Source organism: Robinsoniella sp. RHS (genome assembly GCF_001029355.1).
GTDB classification, from domain to species: Bacteria; Bacillota; Clostridia; order Lachnospirales; family Lachnospiraceae; genus Robinsoniella; species Robinsoniella peoriensis.
This window is the reverse complement of record NZ_JNGB01000019.1, coordinates 48,371-72,455: the sequence shown is the minus strand read 5'-3', so window position 1 is coordinate 72,455 and position 24,085 is coordinate 48,371. Positions and strand designations below refer to the sequence as shown.

Annotated in this window: 22 protein-coding genes; 5 read left to right on the top strand and 17 right to left on the bottom strand. The window is 41.5% G+C overall.

From position 1 onward, the window contains the following. Positions 1 to 6 precede the first annotated feature (6 nt). Together RHS_RS10710 and RHS_RS10705 are read left to right on the top strand one after the other, a co-directional pair. Positions 7 to 1,674 carry a long-chain fatty acid--CoA ligase gene (locus tag RHS_RS10710; protein WP_044295069.1) on the top strand — a complete coding sequence of 556 codons (1,668 nt, stop codon included), beginning with the start codon at positions 7 to 9 and terminating at the stop codon, positions 1,672 to 1,674. Beyond that, positions 1,667 to 1,915, top strand: a complete 249-nt coding sequence (locus RHS_RS10705) for an acyl carrier protein (RefSeq protein WP_027294580.1) — start codon at positions 1,667 to 1,669, stop codon at positions 1,913 to 1,915. Before RHS_RS10710 ends, RHS_RS10705 begins: the two co-directional genes overlap by 8 nt. 36 nt (positions 1,916 to 1,951) lie before the next feature. On the opposite strand, the gene RHS_RS10700 is transcribed toward RHS_RS10705, so the two are convergent. After that, positions 1,952 to 2,596, bottom strand: a complete 645-nt coding sequence (locus tag RHS_RS10700; RefSeq protein ID WP_242881421.1) for a Crp/Fnr family transcriptional regulator — start codon at positions 2,594 to 2,596, stop codon at positions 1,952 to 1,954. A gap of 181 nt (positions 2,597 to 2,777) precedes the next feature. On the opposite strand from RHS_RS10700, the gene RHS_RS10695 reads away from it, so the two are divergent. Beyond that, positions 2,778 to 3,527, top strand: coding sequence for an ATP-binding protein (locus tag RHS_RS10695; RefSeq protein ID WP_044295067.1), 750 nt, complete (start codon positions 2,778 to 2,780; stop codon positions 3,525 to 3,527). A gap of 145 nt (positions 3,528 to 3,672) precedes the next feature. After that, positions 3,673 to 5,277: a hydroxylamine reductase gene (hcp, locus tag RHS_RS10690; RefSeq protein ID WP_395022038.1), complete on the top strand. Its 1,605-nt coding sequence runs from the start codon at positions 3,673 to 3,675 to the stop codon at positions 5,275 to 5,277. A 160-nt stretch (positions 5,278 to 5,437) separates the two neighbouring features. Here the strand turns inward: hcp and RHS_RS10685 are convergent, their stop codons facing one another. From RHS_RS10685 to RHS_RS10625, 14 genes are all read right to left on the bottom strand, one after another. After that, entirely contained in the window at positions 5,438 to 6,922 is a 1,485-nt protein-coding gene (locus tag RHS_RS10685) for a glycerol kinase (RefSeq protein ID WP_047833161.1), read from the bottom strand. A gap of 388 nt (positions 6,923 to 7,310) precedes the next feature. Then, positions 7,311 to 8,243, bottom strand: a complete 933-nt coding sequence (locus RHS_RS10680) for a transketolase family protein (protein ID WP_027294585.1) — start codon at positions 8,241 to 8,243, stop codon at positions 7,311 to 7,313. Further along, positions 8,236 to 9,066, bottom strand: coding sequence for a transketolase (locus tag RHS_RS10675; protein WP_027294586.1), 831 nt, complete (start codon positions 9,064 to 9,066; stop codon positions 8,236 to 8,238). The genes RHS_RS10680 and RHS_RS10675 overlap by 8 nt, the downstream gene beginning before the upstream one ends. A 4-nt stretch (positions 9,067 to 9,070) precedes the next feature. After that, positions 9,071 to 10,471 carry an L-fucose/L-arabinose isomerase family protein gene (locus tag RHS_RS10670; RefSeq protein ID WP_027294587.1) on the bottom strand — a complete coding sequence of 467 codons (1,401 nt, stop codon included), beginning with the start codon at positions 10,469 to 10,471 and terminating at the stop codon, positions 9,071 to 9,073. A gap of 403 nt (positions 10,472 to 10,874) precedes the next feature. Beyond that, entirely contained in the window at positions 10,875 to 12,410 is a 1,536-nt protein-coding gene (locus RHS_RS10665; protein ID WP_047833160.1) for a DUF5605 domain-containing protein, read from the bottom strand. A gap of 69 nt (positions 12,411 to 12,479) precedes the next feature. Next, positions 12,480 to 13,319, bottom strand: a complete 840-nt coding sequence (locus tag RHS_RS10660; RefSeq protein ID WP_047833159.1) for a carbohydrate ABC transporter permease — start codon at positions 13,317 to 13,319, stop codon at positions 12,480 to 12,482. 9 nt (positions 13,320 to 13,328) lie between these two features. Beyond that, the gene (locus RHS_RS10655) at positions 13,329 to 14,201 is read right to left on the bottom strand and encodes a carbohydrate ABC transporter permease (RefSeq protein WP_027294590.1); all 873 of its coding nucleotides are present in this window, start codon (positions 14,199 to 14,201) and stop codon (positions 13,329 to 13,331) included. 69 nt (positions 14,202 to 14,270) lie between these two features. Beyond that, a complete protein-coding gene (locus tag RHS_RS10650) occupies positions 14,271 to 15,602 on the bottom strand; it encodes an ABC transporter substrate-binding protein (protein ID WP_047833158.1) in 1,332 nt (443 codons plus the stop codon). Positions 15,603 to 16,152: 550 nt separating this feature from the next. After that, positions 16,153 to 16,986: a 4Fe-4S binding protein gene (locus RHS_RS10645; RefSeq protein WP_395022024.1), complete on the bottom strand. Its 834-nt coding sequence runs from the start codon at positions 16,984 to 16,986 to the stop codon at positions 16,153 to 16,155. 8 nt (positions 16,987 to 16,994) lie between these two features. Then, the gene (locus RHS_RS30780; protein WP_334291784.1) at positions 16,995 to 17,066 is read right to left on the bottom strand and encodes a CD1871A family CXXC motif-containing protein; all 72 of its coding nucleotides are present in this window, start codon (positions 17,064 to 17,066) and stop codon (positions 16,995 to 16,997) included. 86 nt (positions 17,067 to 17,152) lie between these two features. Further along, the gene (locus RHS_RS10640; protein WP_047833156.1) at positions 17,153 to 17,788 is read right to left on the bottom strand and encodes a TlpA disulfide reductase family protein; all 636 of its coding nucleotides are present in this window, start codon (positions 17,786 to 17,788) and stop codon (positions 17,153 to 17,155) included. Then, positions 17,785 to 18,234, bottom strand: a complete 450-nt coding sequence (locus RHS_RS10635; protein ID WP_047833155.1) for a DUF3955 domain-containing protein — start codon at positions 18,232 to 18,234, stop codon at positions 17,785 to 17,787. Before RHS_RS10635 ends, RHS_RS10640 begins: the two co-directional genes overlap by 4 nt. A gap of 1 nt (position 18,235) precedes the next feature. After that, positions 18,236 to 18,709, bottom strand: a complete 474-nt coding sequence (locus tag RHS_RS10630; RefSeq protein ID WP_044295059.1) for an RNA polymerase sigma factor — start codon at positions 18,707 to 18,709, stop codon at positions 18,236 to 18,238. Between the two features lie 394 nt (positions 18,710 to 19,103). Further along, positions 19,104 to 20,108, bottom strand: coding sequence for a LacI family DNA-binding transcriptional regulator (locus tag RHS_RS10625; RefSeq protein ID WP_044295058.1), 1,005 nt, complete (start codon positions 20,106 to 20,108; stop codon positions 19,104 to 19,106). Between the two features lie 247 nt (positions 20,109 to 20,355). Here RHS_RS10625 and RHS_RS10620 point away from each other — a divergent pair, with 247 nt between their 5' ends. Further along, the gene (locus tag RHS_RS10620) at positions 20,356 to 20,895 is read left to right on the top strand and encodes a DUF6512 family protein (protein ID WP_052377836.1); all 540 of its coding nucleotides are present in this window, start codon (positions 20,356 to 20,358) and stop codon (positions 20,893 to 20,895) included. 149 nt (positions 20,896 to 21,044) lie between these two features. Here RHS_RS10620 and RHS_RS10615 read toward each other — a convergent pair whose 3' ends face one another. After that, positions 21,045 to 21,662, bottom strand: coding sequence for a histidine phosphatase family protein (locus RHS_RS10615; RefSeq protein ID WP_047833154.1), 618 nt, complete (start codon positions 21,660 to 21,662; stop codon positions 21,045 to 21,047). 2 nt (positions 21,663 to 21,664) lie between these two features. After that, on the bottom strand, positions 21,665 to 24,082 hold the full coding sequence (gene pheT / locus RHS_RS10610) for a phenylalanine--tRNA ligase subunit beta (RefSeq protein ID WP_047833153.1): 2,418 nt from the start codon (positions 24,080 to 24,082) through the stop codon (positions 21,665 to 21,667). Between the last annotated feature and the right edge of the window lie 3 nt (positions 24,083 to 24,085).

The following is a 24,085-nucleotide window of genomic DNA, read 5'->3' as shown; positions in this document are numbered from 1 at the left end:
GAATTTATGAATCGAAAATATCCGCTAAATAAAATTCATCAATACACCACCTTACCGGAATGCCTGTCTAAAATGGCTCCTTTGCATAAAGATAATACGGCTGTTACCATTTTTAATTCCAGACGGGAGTTATTTGAATATTCTTACCAGCAGCTCTCCCGGGATATCTGCGCTTTCGCAAAAGCACTTACATCACTGGGACTCTCCCGCAAGCACATTGCCATTATCAGTGAAAACCGTTACGAATGGCTGGTAGCATTTTGGGCAGTCGGCTGCATTGGCAGCGTAACCGTAGCCATTGATGTGGAACAGACGGCTGTGGAGATCTGCCGCATGCTGGATCATGCCGACGTACAGGCTGCCGTGGTTTCCGGAGAATTTATTTCCCTGACGGAAGAAAGTACATTTCCTGCTGAGACCATTATTTCTATGGACTATGGGGAAAACGACCTTATCTTATCCTTTTGGGAATGCATCAGAAAATCATCTCCCTGCGATCCAGACGATACGTTGCTGGCTCCCGTTATGGCGGCGGTAAAGGAGGATGACCTGGCACTTCTAATCAATACCTCAGGGACTACCAGTGCATCAAAGCTGGTGATGCTCAGCCATGGAAACCTGCTGCACAATGCCTGTAACGCCCAGGCGCTGGTGACGACCGGAGACCGTGTTTTCACTCCCCTGCCCTTATACCATACCTATTCACTGGTTTGCGGCGCTATCAACGTCTTAACCCAGGGGCAGAACATCTGCATCAATGGGAACCTGAAAACATTGATGGAAGAACTGAAACTTTTTTCTCCCACCCTGATCTTATCTGTTCCTATGATTACCGAAACCCTTTTAAAGAGCATTCACCTGGAACAGGAACGATGCGGCATACGTGAGGAAGCAGCGAATGCTGTACAGAAGTATGAAAAGCTTCAAAAACTCCACCTGCCAGGCAAACCTTATCTGAATGATGCCGTCAAAAAGGTTCTTGGGGAAAACGCAACGCTGATTATCAGCGGCGGCGCTCATATGAATGAAGAAATATCAGGAGAGTTTCAAGCATACGGCATTACTGTTCTTCAGGGATACGGCATCACAGAATGCAGCCCCCTGGTAAGTGTCAACCGCAACAAAGACAATAAGTACGCGTCTGTAGGTCTGCTGCTCCCGGAAATGGAAGTTAAGTTTTCCAATGGGGAAATTCTTATAAAAGGACCCTCTGTATTTAAAGGGTATTATAAAAATCCTCAAATGACCAAAAAAACCTTTGAAGATGGCTGGTTTCGAACCGGGGATCTGGGATATATGGATCGCAAAGGCCATTTATATATCAGTGGACGAAAAAAGAACCTGATCGTATTCAGTAATGGAAAAAAAGTAGTTCCGGAAGAACTGGAAAAACGCATTTTAAAGCTTCCGCTGGTAAAAGAAGCCATGGTCTATGGTGCCAGTAACGGAAAAGCAGCCGATGATGTAAAGCTGTCCGTGATTATTTATGCCGACTCAGCCCAGACACACGGGATGTCCTCCTTTCAGGTACTGGAGCAGATTCAGGAAGAAGTATTGGAACTAAATCACGCGCTTCCTACTTATATGCGTATTTATTCTATAAAAATCTCCGAAACTGAATTTCGCAAAACATCCATTCAGAAATTGAAAAGAGGTGATACCGCCCATGACTGAGGAGCAGGCATTTAAAATTATTGAGGAAACCATTTATCAGATCACTGGAATTAAAACTTTAACCTACGATACCAATTTTGTTGCAGATCTGGCTTTAAACTCTCTGGATGTTGCCAATCTGGTCTGTGCCTTTGAGGAACGTTTTCAAACAGAAATTCCTCTAAAAGATGTATGGCAGTTGAATCAGGTAAAGGATGTTGTGGAATATCTTACAAAAGATGGCGGGAAAAAACTTCTGTAAAACCATTAGAAAAAGCCGGTTTGTGGTGAGTAAACATTATTGTTTATTCAGCACAAACCGGCTTTTCTCACAGGTAAGTAACCCCTCCCTGCGCATTCTTCCCAGCTCTGCAGACATTGCACTTCGCTCTACACAGAGGAAATCAGCCAGTTCCTGGCGGTTAAATGGTATCGTAAATGCATTGCTCCCGCTCCGGACAGCCTGCGCCGATAAATAAGACAAAATTTTTTCCCTGGTAGTTCTTTTGCTCATATGCTCCATTTTCTGTGTCAGCATCACATTTTTCCCGGCCAGAATACGAATCATATTTTCAATTAATCTGGCGTGGAATACACAGGTATTGGGACAATTGGTTATAATCCGCCGATAATCCACAAATAAAATCCGGGACTTCGCAGACGACATAACACTTACCGGAAGCTTCTCTTCTTCTCTGCAGGCAAATGCCTCTCCAAACAGATCTCCCTCTTCTAACTTTGCCAGTATGGTACGGTTTCCCCAGAAATCTTCCTTTAATACATATACTGCTCCGGATAAGATAACACCAATAGAAGAAGCTCTGTCTCCCGCCCGAAATATAAATTCGTTTTTCTCATATGCCGACTCCTTCGCATTCAGACATTTCATCAACTCGTTCAAATCATTTTCTTCGATACCTTTAAAAAGCGGTGACTGCATCATATTATTTTTCCTTTTTTTCATTTTTGTTGTAATTACAACAGAACTTTTCTTTTTAATATAGTAGAATTTGAGCATGAAGTCAAGGGATAAATCTTAAAACGTGTTTGAGAATTCAAGCTATGAACAATATATTTACGCGATATTGCAAGAAGACTTGTGATATGCAGGAGGAGGAATCTATATGATACGTAAAATTATAAAAATAAATGAGGAGAAATGCACGGGCTGCGGTATTTGTGCCGATGCCTGCCACGAAGGTGCTATCGGGATTGTAAAGGGCAAAGCTGTACTTCTAAGAGAAGATTATTGCGATGGTCTTGGCGACTGTCTGCCTGCTTGTCCCGAGGATGCTATTTCCTTTGAAGAAAGAGAGGCACCTGCTTACGATAAAGAAGCCGTTTTGGCGAACATGGCAGCAAAACGCAAATCACTGGCGCAGCCGGATACTTCTATGCAGCACCATGGGCACCACGGCGGATGTCCGGGAAGCAGATCCCACACAATCAGCCACGAAAGACACACACCCGTAAATACGGACAGCCCTGTCGTAAGCGAGCTCTCCCAATGGCCGGTACAGATCAAACTGGTTCCTGTACAGGCACCTTATTTTGACCAGGCGGATTTGTTAGTCGCAGCCGATTGTACTGCATTTTCCTATGGCAGTTTTCATCAGGACTTTATAAAGAATCATATCACACTGATTGGCTGCCCGAAGCTGGATGATGGGGATTATTCCGAAAAGCTCTCAGAAATCATCCGTTTAAATGATTTAAAAAGCATTACCATAGTACGCATGGAAGTTCCCTGCTGCGGAGGTATGGAACATGCAGTCAAAACTGCCCTGGCGCAAAGCGGTAAAAATTTAACCTGCCGGGTGGTAATTATTTCAATCGACGGTAAAATTCTGAAATCGGAATTTGTCTCTGTTTAGTTCAGACTTGCCTTTTCATTTATATGTAATTCAAGGTTACCATGAGCACTTTAGAGCGTGTCTTAAAACTGCTGTAGCTAAATGGTTGATCCGCTTTGCGGGAGATCGCTCTTTAAATTATAAATTAAAAAATATGGAGGAATTAATTATGAACAAAATGTTTTGCTTTCAATGTGAACAAACAGCCGGATGTACCGGTTGTACAGGAAAATCCGGGGTCTGCGGCAAAAAGGAAAGTACAGCCAGACTTCAGGACCAGTTAACAGGAGCACTGATTGGTCTTGCAAGAGCCACAGACGGCAATACCCCCTCTGCATCCACCCACCGCATTATGATTGAAGGATTATTTGCCACACTCACAAATGTAAGCTTTGATGATGAAGCAATTGAAAAGCTGATCAGCCGGGTACATCAGGAAAAGGATGCTTTAATTCCAAAATGCGGCTCCTGCGGATCTCCCTGTTCCAGAAATGATGACTATGATTGTGACATGCTCTGGAATGCCCAGGAGGACATACGAAGCTTAAAATCCCTGATCCTCTTCGGTCTGCGCGGTATGGCAGCTTATGCATACCATGCAATGGTACTGGGCTACCAGGATACACAAGTAAATGAGTTCTTTTACAAGGGCCTTTTCGCTGTTGGATATGATTACACCATGGAAGAACTTCTGCCTTTCGTAATGGAAACAGGTCAGGTCAACCTGAAATGTATGGAGCTTTTAGATACTGCAAATACAAAAACCTACGGAACCCCATCCCCAAAAACAGTTTCCCTTACTATGGAAAAAGGACCGTTTATTGTTATCTCCGGTCATGATCTCCACGATCTTGCACTGCTGCTGGAACAGACAAAGGACACGGGCATTCAGATCTATACCCATGGGGAAATGCTGCCTGCACATGCTTATCCAAAATTAAATGCTTATCCCCACTTAAAAGGACACTTCGGTACAGCATGGCAGAACCAGCAAAAAGAATTTGCTGACATTCCGGCTCCGGTACTGTTTACCACAAACTGCCTGATGCCGCCCAAAGAAAGTTACCAGGACCGTGTATTTACAACGGCTGAAGTTGCCTACCCTGGCATGGCCCATATTGATGAAGCGGGCGGCACAAAAGATTTCTCTCCTGTTATTAAAAAAGCCCTGGAACTGGGCGGTTATGACGAAGCAGTTACTATTCCCGGAATCAATGGCGGTAAACAGGTAACTACCGGATTCGGACACGATACCGTTCTTGCCGCAGCAGATACCGTAATCAATGCTGTGAACTCCGGTGATTTGAAGCATATCTTCCTTGTTGGAGGATGTGACGGGGCAAAACCGGGCAGAAACTACTATACCGACTTCGTGAAACAAACACCGGCAGATTCCCTGATCCTCACTCTTGCCTGTGGAAAATTCCGTTTTAACGATTTAGACCTGGGAACACTGGGCGGACTGCCGCGTATCCTGGATATGGGACAGTGCAACGATGCATTCAGCGCCATTAAAGTAGCTGTTGCACTTGCAAATGCCTTCTCCTGTGATGTAAATGAACTGCCTCTGACCCTGGTGCTTTCCTGGTATGAACAAAAGGCTGTCTGCATCCTGCTGACTCTCTTATCTCTTGGAATTAAGAATATTTACCTTGGTCCTACACTGCCGGCATTTATATCTCCAAACGTACTGGAATATCTGGTAGCTAATTTCAATATTCATCCGACAGGGGATGCGGGAGAAGATTTGAAGGAGATTCTTGGAAAATAATTAGAAGTCTTGCTTATCTTAAATAGGGGCATTTTCTAACCTTGCCGGAGCACTTTTTGACGGCACACGGGTATTCATGGAAGTACATTTAAAAGGAGGAGGAAGCGGATAATTGCCTGCTTCCTCCTCCTTTCGTACACAGCCTATATCTAAACAGCGTCTACTTTTCAGTCAACACCATCTTAACGGCATTTATCCACCCCTCGTACTTGGCTTTTTGCATCGCTTTAGCCATTTGAGGTGTGAACTTAGTCCGCTTCATTCCGTCGAAGATCTGATTTTTGTCATACATTCCTACGGCGATTCCTGCGGCGTATGCTGCGCCGATTCCTGACAGTTCCTCCTGGTCGGGTACCTGTACTCCGATTCCCAACATATCGCTTTGGAACTGCATTAAATAGCCATTTTTTGTGGGACCTCCGTCTACCCTGAGTTCGCCAATCTCAATTCCGGATTCATCACCCATGGCACGGACCACGTCCGTAATCTGGTATGCGATACATTCCAGTCCTGCACGCACAATTTCAGCCTGGCCTGTCGTTCTGGTAATACCGCTGATCATTGCAGATGCCTTGCCGTCCCAGTAAGGTGCGGATAATCCTGAAAATGCAGGTACCAGATAAGTATGATCCTCCGGATTTGCCATTCTGGCCAGTTCTTCTGTATCCTTTGCAGACTGAATCAGCTTTAAATCTTCCTTCAGCCAGGTGATCACTGCACCGGTATAGTTTATATTTCCTTCCAGTACATAGTTCACTTTACCATCCATACTCCATGCCAGAGAAGTTACTACTTTTTTACTCAGTACCGGCTCTTCTCCGATATTCATCATCACCGAAGATCCGGTACCGTATGTGGTTTTTATCATGCCTTTTTCCAGACATCCCTGTCCAAATAACGCACCATGGGAATCTCCCATAACACCACGTATCGCTACCGGTTGATCAAAATATCCTTCGAAATCCGTTTCTCCGTAATAGCCATTAGAATCAGTCACTTCAGCCAGACATTTCACTGGTATACCAAATAAACCGCACACTTCATCGTCCCAGGTCAATGTACTGATATTAAACATCTGGGTTCTGCTGGCATTGGAATAATCCGTACGGAATATTTTATGTCCGGTCAGTTTATAGACCAGCCAGCTGTCGATTGTACCGCAGCAAAGTTCACCACGATCAGCCTTTTCTCGGGCTCCCGGAATATTCTGTAATACCCATGCAATCTTTCCCGCTGAAAAATAGGGAGACAGCTGCAATCCCGTATGTAAACGGATCATTTCACCGCAGCCTTTCTCTTCTATCTGATTACAGATAGCTTCCCCTCTTGCACACTGCCAGACAACGGCATCTGCAACCGGTTCACCGCTTTCTTTTTCCCAAACCAGTGCTGTTTCCCTCTGGTTACTGATACCGATAACTTCAATTTTATTCTTATCAATCTTATTCTCTTCCAGCAGGTTCTTAACTGCCTGGACTGTATTCCGATAGATTTCCATCGGATTATGAGATACCCAGCCTTTTTCATTTATAATCTGCTCATGAGGCAGGTCACTCCGGTAAAGGAGCGCTCCTTCCTCATCAAAAAGCAATGCTTTCGTTCCCTGGGTACTCTGATCTATTCCTAAAACATACTTTTTCGCCATAGTTACACCCTCTGAATAGCACAAGCTGGCTTGCACTATTCCTGAATTAGTAGTTTGAAAGTGATTTTCTTTCACACTTATCTCCATGAATAGCGCAAGCCAGCTTGTGCTATTCTAAATCAGCAGTGTGAAAGCGATTTTCTTTCACACTTATCTCCATGAATAGCGCAAGCCAGCTTGTGCTATTCTAAATCAGCAGTGTGAAAGCGATTTTCTTTCACACTTATCTCCATGAATAGCGCAAGCCAGCTTGCGCTATTCCAAATCAGCAGTGTGAAAGTGCTTTTCTTTCACACTTTCCTCACATGCCCCATTTACTGCAAAACATCTCAGCATACGGGAATACAGTTTTTTATAACATTCTATTTCTTCATTGCCAATATACAAATTACTGCAGAATTTCCAGGGCTTTCTTTACAATCCCCTCTGCATTCAAGCCATAGTAATCAAATACTTCTTTTGACGTACCGGTGATAACAGGAGCGTCCGGGAGGGTCATATTGATGACTTTTTTCGGGCATTCGCTGGCAACTGCCTGGCTGACCATTGATCCCAGACCTCCAAAGGGTGCATGCTCTTCGATTGTGATCACTGCCTTCGCATTTCCGGCAGCCTTCACTACTGCTTCTTTATCCAGTGGTTTCACACAGTACATATCCAGAACTGTTGCCCCAATCCCTTTTTCTTTTAACATAGCAGCTGCATCTACAGCCGGTTTTACCATTTCACCGCAGGCAACAATTGCAAGATCACTGCCTTGTGTAACAACGGTTGCTTTATCCATTTCAAATGGAACATTTCCTTCTTCATAGATATCTTCTACTGCATTTCTGCCGACACGGATGTATGCCGGTTTTTCATCCTGCAGCAAAGCTTCTACCAGACACTTTGTCTGATGTCTGTCACTTGGAAGGTAAACTCTCATGTTGGGAACACTGGCAAGCGCCGCAATATCCTGTGCAGAATGATGACTCATTCCAAGGGCACCATAACTGATCCCGCCGCTGATACCGATTAATTTCACATTCGTATTAGAGTATGCCACATCTACTTTAGCCTGTTCAAAGCTTCTTGTTGATAAGAAGCAGGCAGGAGAAGCCGCAAATGGTTTCTTGCCGCACTTTGCAAGTCCTGCTGAAATACTTACCAGGTTCTGCTCTGCGATTCCCACTTCAACAAACTGATCCGGATGAGCTTTCGTAAATGGAGCCAGGGATGCGGAACCTCTGGAGTCACTGCATAATACCACAATATCTTTATCGGTGTTTGCTTTTTCAATTAATACATCACATATAGCCTGACGATTTGGAATCTTATTCATGAAGAGCCGCCTCCTTTTTCTCTGCTAATTCAATAGTTGCTTTTTCGTATTCATCTGCAGTTGGTACTTTGTGGTGCCATGCTGCCTGATTTTCCATAAAGGAAACGCCACAGCCCTTTGTAGTGTCTGCAATGACTACCGTTGGTTTTCCTTTGACCGTTTTAGCTTCTTCGAATGCTGCATTTAAAGCATCAATATTATTTCCGTCTGCATGAACTACATGCCATCCAAAGCTGCCAAATCTGGCATCCAGATCATCATGTGCCATAACCTCTTCCGTACCTCCGGAAATCTGAAGACGGTTTCTGTCGACCACTGCAACAAGGTTATCTAATTTATAATGTCCTGCTGCCATAGCACCTTCCCATACGGAGCCTTCCGCAAGTTCACCATCGCCCATAACCGTATAAACGCGGTAATCCTTTTGATTCATCTTACCTGCCAGCGCCATGCCGACACAGACAGGAAGTCCATGTCCCAGGGAACCGGAGTTCATCTCAATACCTGGAAGTTTATTATTGGGATGTCCGATATATTTGCTCCCAAAGGTAGAAAACTGCTCAATTACTTCATCAATAGGAAAGAATCCTTTTGCAGCAAGTACGCTGTAATATGCTTCTACTGAATGACCTTTACTGAGAACAAAACGGTCTCTGTTTTCATCATCCTGGTTATCAGGAGAAATATTCATCTGCTTAAAATAAAGGGTAACCAAAACGTCCATCACACTAAAATCACCGCCGATATGACCGGTCTTTGCTTTATAGATCATATCCAGGACATTTTTTCGCAGTTCAAATGACAATGCTTTTAAATTCTTCATAGATTCATTCTCCTCTTAAATATGCTTTCACATCTTCTTCAATCGGATCATATAAATCCGGTTTCACATTGATGTATTTACATGCTTCATATAATACAGGTACAACATTTTTATGAATACCTACGCAGTGATGGATGTAAGGTCCGCAGACGATTTTATCCTCCAGGCGCTTAATATTATCCACTTCTACCCAGAGATAGGTTCCCATACCCTTTGGTCCGTCCACGCCTTTTGCATTTCCAAGAAGCATCGAATATTCTCCGTTGTCTCCATCAAATCTGACAAGCGTAACTTCTCCGTGTCTGGCTTCTGCCGTAATGCTTCCCGGATGATCAAATGCCAGCGGATAAGTCAGCTTCGGTGTTTCTCTTGCAACGGAAATCGGCCATGGACCGCAGTGCTGCAGCAATTCTCCATTTTCAATATCCGGATGGCGGATGGTCCAGTCAGCAAAGAAACTTCTTGTCTCGTCCATGCCTGCTGCTTCTACCAATAAGGAAGTAATCGCTCCGTGGATGTCTGTTTCACATACAACCGGGATACCTTCATCATTTAATAACGCATTGGCGGCACAAGGCATAATTCCAATTTCTGACTGCAGGCAGTTCCAGCACTGAATCGCAATCGCATTACAGCCGTACTTTGTCGCCAGACTCTTCATAGCTACTTTCAATGCAGCCACATTTTCCACTTCATCCTCTTTGATCTGGATTTCCATATTTTCTTTTATGTAAGCAATTACCTTCTCTACTTCAGTTTTCTCTGCTTTTACTTTCTTCATCTCCTGCGTCAGTTCCGGCATCGGAATCGGGGAAAGCTGAATATTAAACTTCTCCAGAAGTTCGCCTTCATTACACATCGTCGTCCAGAAATCAAAAGGTCTTGTGGAAATCTGTAAGATACGGATTTTCTTAAATGTTTTTACTACATTACAGACAGCCATGAAATCCTTTAAGCCACGCTCAAAAACCGGATCATTTAATCTGCAGTTAGTCATATAGGTAAATGGAATCTGGAATCTTCTTAAAACCTTGCCGGTTGCAAATAGTCCGCACTGGGTATCACGCAGGCGAACACCATTTTCATCTGGTCTTTCATCCAGCGGTCCCCATAATAAAACAGGTACGTTTAACTCTTTAGCCAGTCTTGCACATTCATATTCCGTACCGAAATTGCAATGCGGAAGGAATAAACCGTCAATCTTCTCTTTTTTGAATTTCTCAGCAATTTTCAACATATCTTCATCATTATAAAGAAGTCCTTCTTCGTTGATATCTGTAATATCCACAAAGTCTACGCCCAGTTCCTTCAAACGGTCAGCTGTAAGACCTCTGTATTTGATTGCGTCCGGAGCACTGAAAATACTCCTTCTGGTAGGTGCATAACCTAATTTGATATGTGCCATAATCCTTACCTCCAATTTGATTTTTCATGTTTCATTTATTTACTTTGTATCTATCTTTTTCTATACTTATATTATAAACGTTTATGTAAATAATTCAAGTATTTTTATATAAAATTTTATTCTTATATTTAATTTTTGTTGTTTTCCTCTAATTTTGCTGTACTTAATTTGTGAAAAACATCTTTTATATTAGTAGTAATACGCTTTTTACATCAAATATGATGAATCGCTATAAATATTCATATAAATTTTACTATAATTTTTTATATAAACGAACTGAATTATTATTTATATAAAATTCCGTAACTCTTATATTTAGCTTTTATCCACAGCAAAAAGGGCACGACTCCCGTCACGCCCAATCTTACCTATATCATTTATAAAAATTTCTGCTTTTCTTTTTTCATACACGCCGAAGCCGCACTGCCATGTATTCCTTCCCTGGCAGTTCCACTTTAAACTTCCCGGATGCCACGCCTTTCTTTTCTATTGTCATTTCCCAGGTATCGATCACTTCCACTTCAAATCTGCTCTCTTCATCAAAATAAAACTCCCGAAAAGCAGGACGATTGAATCCATAATAGCACAAATAATAATCCTGTACCGGTTTGCCTGCTGCTGTGGTGGATTCAGCCGTTGCACATATTTCATCCCATCCTCTTTGTATTGGCATCAGCCCCATACCCGGTGTTTCACTTAATATTCGATAGAGGAATTTGAACCTTTCCGGGCTGTCTCCGTGAAGTTCACCGCCGTGGGACCACCAGAGAATATCCTGGGGATGCATATAAGTTTCTCCATGTCCTGCATAGCCGCCGCGAAGGGATGCCTCCCAAAATCTCCTGGTAAGTTCCCTTCCACTGATATTTCCCCATCCATGCTGAATATTCCCTTCATAGGCGATTTCATCCAGCACAATCGGTTTCTTATACCGCTCTCTCCACTCCGTTACCAGTTCAGCAGATTTATAGACATCCTGCCGCTGGATACTGCAATGGGTAATCCATGGTCTGGAGTGGTCGTAAAAAGGTTTGCAGTTATGGATGGAACGCAGATGGGCATATGGGTCAAAATCACAGATGATCTTCGCATAACGCTCCCAGTCCGCTATGGATTTTTGAGGCATCAGATCGTATTCATTTGCCAGGGACCACCACACATTTCGATAAGCTGCAAAGCGGGCAATTACATATTTCCAATACAGATCATCACATTTTTCATTCATCATGCTAAATCCCCATCGGTCATATGGGTGCATCACAATGAGATCCGCTTCAATTCCCAGATCACGAAGCTGCCCGATGCACTTTTCGATATGCTGGAAATGCTCTGTGTTAAACCGTTCAAAATCCCAGTCATTGCCCTCTGCCGACCCATTGTATTCCATAAAGTTTTCCTTGGTGAGCACCGAGCTGTCACAAGGGGTTCCCACATACGGATAAGATCTTGGTTCTGTCAGGTTATAGTCATAATGCTTTGGAAAAATGCAAAACCGGATTTTATTAAATGCACTGTTCTTCAAGGTCTCCAGTGTTTTGTCCTGTAACTCTTCAGACTGCAGTTCCCATACATAACAGGTAGTTCCGATGGAATAATATGGGGTTCCGTCTTCATAAGCAAAATGATATGTATTAGCCACATGCACCGGTCCATGGTTATCCCTGGATGGAGCCGTTACAATAAATTCCCCTTTTACTGTCTCATCGCTAAAATTTCCTATAATCTCAAATGTATAATTCTCCTCAAAAGATGGCATAAACCGTATTTTGTAAATCCCATTTCCGTCATAGAACCCATCTATGCTTTTTACTTCATTCTTACTTTCAAATACACCCCGGATCTGATAATCCACAAAAGGATTTCCATCATCCGGTCCTTCGCAGGCAATCTCCAGTATATCCCACTTTTCAATTTGTTTCTCATAGCTGCGTAATTTCATGTCTATATCCTCGCTTTCCCGGCAGACAGCTCTGTCTGACTGCCATTTCCTATCCCTTTTTATGAAACATCACGATTTCACAGCTCCTGCCATACCTTCTACAAAATAGCGCTGGAAAATCAGATAGACTGCCAATACCGGTATCACCGATAAGAGTACGCCGGCACAGAGATAACCATAATCCGTACCATGTTCCCCAACAAAAGTCATAATACCTACCGGAACCGTCTTCTTCATATTATCATTTATAATAACGCTTGCTAAAAGGTATTCATTCCAGGTTGCCAGAAAATCCGTTATAATAAGCGTCGCCACTGCCGGTTTTGCAATGGGAAGTAATATCCGCCAGAACATCTGCCACCTGGTACAGCCATCGATATAAGCCGCCTCATCGATATCCTTTGGTATCCCTTTAAAAAATCCTCTGAGTATCAAAATGCCGTAAGAAATTCCAAAACCAACATATACATAAAATAAACCGAAATAAGAATTTAAAAGATTTAATTTACTGTAGATAATATTGATCGGAACCAGTGCTGTCTGCATGGGAAGCATCATTCCCACCAGGAAAAACACAAACCATCCGGTTTTATGTTTGATATTCAGCCTGGTTAGTGCAAAAGCAGCCAGAGCTTCAATAACAATTCCAATGGGCACCTTCAGACCGGAAACAATCAGGTCGTTTTTCATGTAAGTAAGCAGTCTTCCTTTGGTAATTGCATTGGTAAAGTTATCCCAGGCAATCTCTGCCGGAACGCTGAACAGGCTGAGTCCGCTGTAGAAATCTTTTTTTCCTTTGATCGCTGTCAGAAACAGGGTGAGCATAGGAACAATCCAGATCAGCGCCAGTACCGCCAATATGACATACAGGATCACTTTTTTTGAAATTTTCATCTGTTTTCCGTCCATAACAGCCTCCTAATCTTCTTTCGCCGTAAATACAACATACGGCACAATTACAACCAGCATGATGATAACCATAATACACGCTACCGTCGTTCCCATACCTACATTATTGTACTGGAAAGTCTGAGAATACATATAGGTAGACAGCATCTGTGTGGAGTTATTTGGCCCACCGCCGGTAAGTCCCTGCACCACATCAAATACTTTCATGGCTGCCACTACCAGAGTCGCTATGACGATTACAAATGTCTCTTTCAGAAGCGGTACGGTAATAAAGAAAAATTTCTTAATGCCGGATGCCCCATCAATCGTTGCTGCCTCCAGTACATCAATTGATACTGCCTGAAGTCCCGCGAGAAACAGAATCATAGGCTGACCGATTGCCTGCCATAAAGATGCCGCAAAAATTGCATATAAGCTAACATTCGGATCTGATATCCAGCTCTGGGAAAAATTAATTCCAAGTGCCTGGCAGAATTGATTAATAAATCCGATATTAGGGTTATAAATCCATCTCCAGATAATCGATACAGCGATTGGAGCGATTACACATGGAAAATAAAAGAATCCACGAAAAAATGTGCGCCCCTTAAATTTCTTATTCAATATTACTGCAAAGGCCAGTGCTACCGTCATCGTAACAAAAACAGTCAGCACAATCCAAATCAGATTATTTTTAATAGCGGTTATAAAAATCGGGTCATTAGTAAATAACTGTATGTAATTTTTTGCCCCTACAAATTCCATATCGCCGATTCCATTCCATTTGAACAGGCTTATAAAAAAGGAATAACACACTGGCGCAACAATTACGGAGAGATAGATAATCCCTGCCGGAATCATAAATGCATATGCACCCCAGTCTATTTTAGTTTTTTTCTTCATGGTTTCACTCCAATCTATTGTTATCCGGCAGGCAAAGCAATTCACCCGCCGGTACAGAATCATGGGAACTTACTTATTATTGTAAGCGTCAATCGCTTCCTGGATCTTCTTTGCTCCATCCTCCGGTGAGGTCTGCCCGTTTGCTATTCCGTCCTGCACATCAAACAGGGCATCTGCAATTTCTGTCGGGAAAGCCTGATCGGTAATCGTAAAGGTACCATTCTTTTCCGCTGTTTCCAGCATAATCGGAACATTGGGCTGCCCTTCCGGCATTTCTGCATCTGCTTTTGGAAGCGGCAGATTATAATACTCTGCATACTTGTCTGTATTTTCTTTGCTGTAATAATAATCCATAAATTCCACACAAGCATTTAACTGAGCATCCGTATTGTCTGCATTAAACTGTGTCATCTCCACAAATGCCGATAATCTGTTTGTTCCGCCTGAAGGGAACGGGAATGTTCCGTACAGATTAATATCCTGTTCTTCCTGTACGATTTTTCCATCGTACCACTGTCCCTGAATATCCATTGCGGCTGTTCCTGAAAATACTGCCATCTGGGTATCATTGGGGTCTGCTGTAACAAATCCTTCCGGAAAATAACCCTTATCACAGAATTCTTTATATTTTGTCAGTGCCTGTACCGTAGCATCATTATCATAACTGCTTTCAAAGGTATTCATCTTATCATGTTCCTCAGCCCCGGCATAGTGTTCAATTAAAAGTTCAACAAAACGCATTACATGCCATCCGTTTAGTCCCGCTGTGGAAATGGGTGTAATTCCATTTTCCTTTAATACCGCACATGCCTGCTCAAACTCTTCAAAGGTAGAGGGTACTGCAATATTGTATTTTTCAAAAATATCTTTTCGATAATAAACGTCAAGTACATTGTAGCTGGTTGGATAACCGGAAAGCTGTCCGCCAAGTTCGCACAGCGTCAACGCTCCTTCACTGAATGTTTCGTTCCATTTATGTTCCCTTGCATATTCCGTCATATCATATGTAAGTCCGTTTTCCGCATAGAATCCGCCCAGGCTTCCGCCCCAGTTGAACCACATATTCGGAAGTGTTTTAGAAGAGGCCGCAACCTTACATGCATCCTTAATACCATCGGTATCATAATAAGCAACGGTAACTTTCATATCGTCATGTGCTGCATTAAATTCTTCCACAATTGGGTCCACTGCATTCTGCCTGGTATTTAATGTCCAGAATGTCACTTCTGTGGAATCTCCCGAAGACGCACCGTTTTGCTTTGCTTCACTTCCTTTTGCAGTTCCCGCTTCCGTCCCGGCATCTGTCCCAGCCCCTGAACCTCCGCCGGAACATCCACTCAGAACCGTTGCAGCCAGCATAGCTGATACCAATAATAATGATATAATCTTTTTACTCTTCATAATGAAATCCTCCTGAATAAGATATTTTTTTGAATAATTTAAATCATTCTTTAAATATTCAAGTCTTTTCTTGTCATCTCTTAAATTTATTTAAATTTGATTTAAACCAATATTACCATAATATTTAAATTTATTCAAGTAAATTATCGTTATTCTGTATATTTTGACAATGTTACTTGTTGTATTTTGTGCATTTCTTACATTAATATTGATTAAAATATAAAGATTATATATATTTACATAAATATTTATATAAAACTACATTTTGAACTCTTGAATTTATTTTTACAAACATTTAAATTTTTGCAATTTGATTTGTTTTGTTACATTGCAATTACCAAATAATGACACGGCATAAAATAAAATTACTCCGACCCTTTGTGAGTTGGAGTAATTTATATGTGACAGCTTTATCCTTCCGGGTTGACTTCCGTTGATCGATCCATGACCCAAAAGCCTCCAGTGCCTGCTCTACAAGATTAAAAAAGCCAGGCGCGCCCGGCTTTTTGCCGGCACTCCGAAACGTGCTGCAGCGAATGCCAAACAGTGACTATCTGCTGAAACGGGAACTAATCGCCATATGTGGGCAGATGCTTTTACACTCGCCGCAGCGGATGCACTCTTTACTATTGATATCTTTTGTAACTTCCACATTCATTTTGCAGTTTTTCACGCACAGCTTACAGTTAGTGCACTTTGTCTTATCAATGGCAAGCTGATAAAAACTGAATTTATTGAATAAGGCATACAGTGCTCCCAATGGACAAAGGTACTTGCAAAAGGGGCGATAAACAAAAATGCAAGATAGCAAGATCCCAATCAATATGCCTAATTTCCAATAAAACAATAACCCTATAGTGTTTTTTAATTCTTCATTAATTGCCATTAACGGGATACCGCCGCCTAATGTTCCGGCGGGGCAAATCAGTTTGCAAAAAAATGGATTTCCCATTCCATATTGATTTGTAATAATAATCGGCAAAGCAATTACGAAAACGAGTAAAATAATATATTTTAGATACCGCAGGAGTTTATCGACCTTGCCTGGTATTTTTAGCTTCGGGGTTTTAATTTTGTAAAGCAAGTCTTGCATAAACCCAAAAGGGCATAAAAATCCACAGATAAAGCGCCCGAGTAAAACACCAAACAGCATAATAATCCCGAAAACATAAAAGGAAAAATTATAGTTGTGATCTCCCAATACCGCCTGCAGTGCCCCTATCGGACAAGAACCCAGTGCGCCTGGGCAGGAATAACAATTAAGTACCGGCACACAAAACAGCTTTGTGTTTCCCGTGAATATTTTTCCCTTGGTGTACCCAGCCAAATACCCATTTGTAAAAATGGCAGAGATCAGCTGAATGATATGTCTTTTGTTTTTCATTTGATTCATCAGCCTATCCCTATGCACTCAAGACAAATGTTGACTGCTTTTTTTAGAACCGTGAATTGTTCCTCCCGCATAAAACCAATTCCTATCATCACCAGTGATGCTACCAGAATATAAAATTTAAAGTAAATAAGACGTGTGAGTTTCATATTAACACCTTTCATTTCTGCTCTGTTTTATTCGAAACAAGAGCAATTCTATCTAGAATCGCTTCTCTGTAATCATCTTCTGATGTACCTCCAAAATGAGGCTCTCCGACCACCTTGCCCTTACTGTCTACAAAAATAGTTGTCGGAAAAATATTCGTCCGGTCTGTTAGCTCCTCTTGAAGCACTTGGTCAGGAATAAGTGTCATAAAATTCACACCTGCATCACTCATAATTCGGGTCGCGAATTTAACTGCTTTTTTGTCTATATCTTTTTTAAGATTCACAGTATCGACACAAATTGAAATAATATTGCTGCCATTTGGTTTTGCATTATACAACTTTGCAATATCGGGCATTTCAGCAATACAGGGGCTGCAATCCGTTGTCCACAGGTTTATCATTGTAATTTCATAATCTTTAAAAATGTCGGAAGATACGGTTTCACCGGTTAGCGTTGCCGTGTTAAAACCGGATATTTCTATGTTCGAAAATAATTCAATTTGCTCGGAATTCTGCGCATTCAATTCTTCTTCCGTTAAAACAATAACATCACTTGGACCCTTGATCAGCAGGAGAACAGCCAGTATTATAACAATGCTGATTATTACGGCAACTATAATTCCAATTACTTTAAAAGCTTTTTTCATTTCTTTATCTCCCTCTTCTTTTTATTGTGCTTCACAAGATAAGTGACAGCTAAGCCGATTGCAGACAGTATCGCAGTAAATGCAAAAAAATATGCAATTGGAATTAATGCAAAGGGTTCCACTAATACACCCTCTGCCGTAACATAGCTTCCTATTGCCATAAATGCTGCTGTACAGCCAATGCTTGCCAGAATCGAAAGCATTAAGGTACCCAGTAAAAAAGCAGATAATATGTCTCGCTTCCATTTTTTTGAAATATTACTTATCAGGCTTATATCCTCCGTATGACTTACTGTCAAAATTTCTTCATTTATTTGCTTTAGCTCTTCTGTGCACTTTAAGCAGGTGGATAAGTGCTCCTCAATTAACTTACGGCTGTCTTCACTGCATACATTATCGTGATACAGCGGCAGTAAATCTTTGACAACTTCACAATTTATACTCATATTATAGTCTCTCCTTTAATTTTGTTTTGGCTCGATGGTAAGTGACTCTGGCCCAACTTTCCGTTTTCTCAAACAAGATGCCTATTTGTTGAAAAGATAATTCTCCAAAAACTCTCAGTGTAAAAACCTCCTTATAAGGCTCTTCTAAGCTGTGCAGGGCTTTATGGATTTCCAAGGCACTCTCCTTTGTCAATAAACTCTGTTCAATGTTTACTTCATTGGCAGTTTCCTGTGTTTCATTTAACATTGTTGATTTCTGTTCATTTTTAACAGAAGTAAAATAACAGTTTTTGGCAATTTGACATAGCCAAACATAAAGTTTGCACTTCCCCTCAAATTTGTCGATATTTCTTAGTGCTTTAAAAAAAGTTTCTTGGGTTATTTCTTCAGCAATTGCTTCATTTCTGCTTAAGGATAAAACATATTTATATACATCCCTGAAATAGAGCTTGTATATTTCGTTAAAATCTGTCACTTTCTCACCTCGCTTTCGTATATAAGACTCTCAAGTATAAAATTCGTTACAAACTTTTTTAAATAATTATTGCGGGGACAAATCTTATTTTAGAGTATAACCCTTTAAAGTAAATTGCTAATCAAATTTTATTTGAAAGTTAACAGAGCGCGCTGTGATAATTACTGATAGGATAATACAACTATACAAAAAGACAAAAAAATGGGAAGTAAACTATCAGGATATCCTTTTATTACGGCGGATTCCTGTTTTACTTCCCATTAATCTAAGCTTCCCATTACGCCGGATATGCGCCCGGCAGGAACACATTTTTATTCCCGGTAAATTCAAATGGAGTTGATCTATATGCAGTCTGAGCCGGGGTTTCCCCCGGCTGTTTTCAAACAAGCGTGCTTTACGACCGTTCGCAAACACTATTACGTTCAATAAATTTCGTACACACCTGAATCTTTGTATTGACCTGGTCATCATCTTTTTTAATCATATCAATTACCCGGCGCACTGCAAGTTTCCCCATCTCCTGCTTTGGTACGCGAAGGGTGGTAAGCGCCGGGGATGATATCTCACTGAAAGGGAGATCATCAAAACCAACCAGCGAAACGTCTTCGGGTACCCGGTATCCCATTTCCTGAAGCGCTTTCATTGCACCAAGGGCAATCATATCATTGTCCGCAAAATACGCCGTAGGTAATTTTGATTTCTTCTGCAGGTACTTCAGCATTTCCTGGTATGCTCCATTTAATGTAGTGGGAAGGGTTACCGTATTCTCATTTTTTACCGGAAGATTTGCTTTTTGCATTGCAGTACCATAGCCTACCGCTCTGGAACGAAATGCCTTAATACGAAAACTCCCTCTAAGATAACCGATTTCCTTATGGCCTTTTTGAATCAGATACTCCACTGCTTTCCTGGAAGAATCCGCATTATTAATCAGCACTCCGTTAAATGACATATCTCCAGCCCAATAATCCAGCATTAAAAACGGACATCCTGCGCTTTTAAAGATCTTCACATCCTCTTCCATAAGCTCCGTGCCAAGCAATACAATAGCAGACGCACTGTCATTAATCATCCAGTGCACCTGTTCTTCATAGTCTTCATCTTTCTGGTTCAAATGGCATATAACCATCTCAAACCCTGACTCCCGGCATTCCTTCTCGAATCCATCAATCAACAGCGAGAAAAATGGCGTATCATCGATAATCAAACCATTCTTTTTAAAGATGACAAATTTGATCTTACGAATACTGGATTCACTGATATATCCCATCTCCTTAGCCACACGAAAAATTTCTGCTGATGTCTGCGCATTCACACCTTTTTTATGATTAAGCGCATTGGAAATAGTAGCCGGCGAGAAACCGGTCTTCTCGCTAATACTTTTTATACTCACCTTCATAACCGAATATACCCTTCCTTTCACACGATTTTATCGCATATAAACGTCCAATTAAATTATTTATATATTATTTTATCAAAATTTATATATAATTGCAATGGATTAATTCTAATCTTTTACATAATTTTTCTAATATCCCATACACTAAGTTAAAATCCCCTTTTGGAGGTACGTTTGAAACTTCCTATCAAACTATTTATTAATGCAGTATCGCAGGCGGAGCCCGCGGTATGCAGGAGGTATAACTATGAAATCAATTAAAAAACAATACTTTTACTATGAGCTTACCTTTGCCCTGCTGGCTATCGTTTTTGGAACTCTTTTCCACTTTATATATAAATGGAGCGGCTACCATTACCTTATTGCCTTTATTTCCCCGATTAATGAATCCACCTGGGAACACCTGAAAATGTTATTCTTTCCTTTTCTGTTTCTCACATTTATTGAATACTTTTTGATTGGGAAGAACTTTTCCTCCTTTGTCACCGCCAAAACAATCGGATGCTTCGCAGGATTGTTGTTTATCGTTGCATTCTTTTATACTTACACCGGTATAATCGGAACAAACTACCTGGCCATGGATATTCTGACATTTGTCCTGGGCGTTCTGATCTGTTACTTTTGCAGTTGGTACTTGAGTGCATGCAAAAAAACGGGAAATCACACTTCGAATATATTGTGCCTGTGCCTTCTGCTTCTGTTAGCATTTTTCTTCGCCGCATTTACCAACCATACACCCAATATTAATTTATTTAAATCGATTCCATCGGAAGTATTAAAAAATTAAACCCTGTCATTATTTCCGGAAACGACATTATTTTCATCCAATATTAAGATACGAAACAGGATTCCAGTAACAACAGAAAATGCCTGTACCATAGGGTAACTTCACAGTTGCGGATGCAACCAAAAAGCACCTTCCGGTACAGGCATTTTTCATACCTGATAATATATTTTATTTTCTTCCAGCACTTCTGCCTTTTTATCATGGCATTCCAGAATTGCCACACAGCAATTTTTCGGAACTCCGCCATTCCAGAAATCAGACATTTCAAACGTACGCACGCTGTTGAGTAATCCCCGCATCGCACCGCCGTGAGTTGTAATCAGGATTGTTTTATCCTGATACTCCTCACGATTTAAAATATCGTCCATAAATGCTTTTGTCCTCTCCCCCAGGGATCGGATATCCTCTCCATCTGAAGGAGGTTCATACTTATCCGGTGCCCGAAAGAAGTTAGAAAACTCGGGATCCGGAATCTCATAGTTTTCCCTGCCGCTTATCATCCCTTCAAAAACACCAAAGCTGATCTCTATAATCCGCTCATCAGTTAATATAGGAGCATTGCGTTCTCCCATTACAATTCTGGCTGTTTCCAGAGCCCGTTCCAGCGGACTGCTGATAGCCAGATCAAATGGTATCTCTTTTAAAGCTTCTGCCGTAATCTTTGCCAATTTTCTCCCATTTTCATTTAACGGGATATCCGTGCGGCCCTGGAGACGTTTCTGGGTATTCCAGTCTGTCTCCCCATGCCTCATTATATAAATTTTCATAACTACTGTCTCAGCTCGATTCCCATGGATTCTAAGCCATTCAAAATTTTCTTCATTGCTGCAGAAACTTCAGCTTCTTCCAACGTTTTATCTTTAGCCCTGAATGTAATAGAGTAAGCAATGGATTTAAATCCTTCTTTAATCTGAGAGCCTTCATAAATATCAAATAACTGGTAGCTTTCTAATATTTTGCCGCCTCTCTGTGCAATCATAGCTTCAATCTGACCCGCCAGAATTTCTTTTGGCACAACCATACTAAGGTCACGGTTAACTGCAGGGAATTTGGCAATTCCTTCAAACTTACGGTCAAAGGTAGACATTTCCACTACCAGAGGCATATCCAGCACTGCAACATAAACACGATCGCCAATATCATAATTATCCGCTACTTCCGGATGCACTTCGCCCAAATATCCCACAACTTTTCCATTGTAAATGATATTTGCCTGACGTCCCGGATGCAAAAACGGTTTGCCGGACTTGGGATCATAGGTTTCCTTCTCATGCAGTCCTATTTTCTCAAAGAACTCTTCAATTACACCTTTCATTGTATAGAAATCACCTTCTCCATACATTCCAAGCGTAAACTGCATTCTCTCATCAGGAAGATCCTTAAGCGGAAGTTCTGTTGGCAGATATACATTTCCAAGTTCATACAAACGAACATTTTTATTTCTGTGATTGTAATTAAATGCCAGGGAGGTCAGCATCCCATTCAGAGAAATGGTTCTCATGATACTGAAATCTTCCCCCAAAGGATTAGAGATCTGGATTGCCTTTCTATATTCCGAATCTTCCGGCAAGAGCAGTTTGTCAAACACCTTAGGACTTTCGAAAGAATACGTCATACCCTGAGAAAAACCGCAGAATTCTGCAATATCTCTTGCCACTTCTTCGATTCTCAACTTAAAGGTCAGCTTCCCGGTGGTTGCTTCTCCTCTTGGAAGTGTCGTCGGTATATTGTCATAACCATAAAATCTTGCCACTTCTTCAGCCAGATCAGCCATGCGGAACAAATCATGGCGGAAAGTAGGTGCTATAATCTCGTTTGCCGCTGCATCGTATTCCAATCCAATTTTCTCAAAATATCCCAGCATTTCTTCTTTTGAAATATCAGTTCCTAACAGCGTATTAATCTTATCAGCATCAAAACCAATACGAACCGGATTTTTCTTCTTACCATACACGTCAGCCATACCGCCAACAACTTCTCCTGCTCCCAGCTCTTCTACCAGCTGGCATGCACGGTCTATCGCTGCCTGGGCATTATTTGGATCCAGCCCTTTTTCAAATTTACCGGAAGCATCCGTACGAAGTCCTACTTTCTTACTGGAAAGTCTGATATTCGTTCCATCAAAGCATGCCGCTTCAAAGAGCATTGTTTTAACATCATCCGTAATCATAGAATTTTCTCCACCCATGATTCCGGCAATACCAACTGCTTTTTCCCCATCACAGATCATCAGAACAGACTCATCCATCGTTCTTTCCTGACCGTCCAGGGTAACAAATTTCTCATCTGCATTTGCACGTCTCACAATGATTTCATGATTTGCAATGGTATCATAGTCATAAGCATGCATAGGCTGACCGTACTCTTCCATAACATAATTGGTAATATCGACAATGTTATTAATTGGACGGATACCGTTTGCTGCGAGGCGTCTCTGCATCCATTTCGGTGATGGAGCTATTTTAATATTCTTAACTACTCTTGCACAGTAGCGGGGGCACAGCTCCGTATCCTGTACTGTCACTTTGATATAATCATTTACATCTTCGTTATTTCCGGTTTTAGCAACAACCGGAGGTACAAACTTTTTATTAAATGTCGCAGCCGCTTCTCTGGCAATACCGATTACGCTATAGCAGTCCACACGGTTGGATGTAATCTCATATTCGAATACAACATCGTCTAAATCCAGCGCATGTATGGCACTTTCTCCTACCTTTGCATCCTCCGGAAAAATATAAATACCATACTCTGGTGCTTCCGGATACATCTCTCTTGTAGAACCCAGTTCTTCAATAGAGCACATCATACCGCAGGATTCAATTCCTCGCAGTTTTCCGTTTTTGATCTTTACTCCGCCTTTTGTCTTCTTGCCGTCATGTCCGCCCGCTACGCGTCCACCGTCCAGAACAACCGGAATCTTATCTCCTTCTTTTACATTTGGAGCGCCTGTTACGATCTGTACCGTTTCCGTACCCACATTTACCTGGCAGATAATCAGCTTATCTGCATCCGGATGTCTCTCTATAGATTCTATCTGTCCGATTATAATTTTTTCCAGATCTTCATCCAGCCTCTCAAATCCTTCTACCTTGGTGCCTGACAATGTCATTGCATCCGTATATTCCTGTGCATCCGCTTCCAGGTCCGGAACGTATGCTTTAATCCATGATAATGATGTATTCATTCT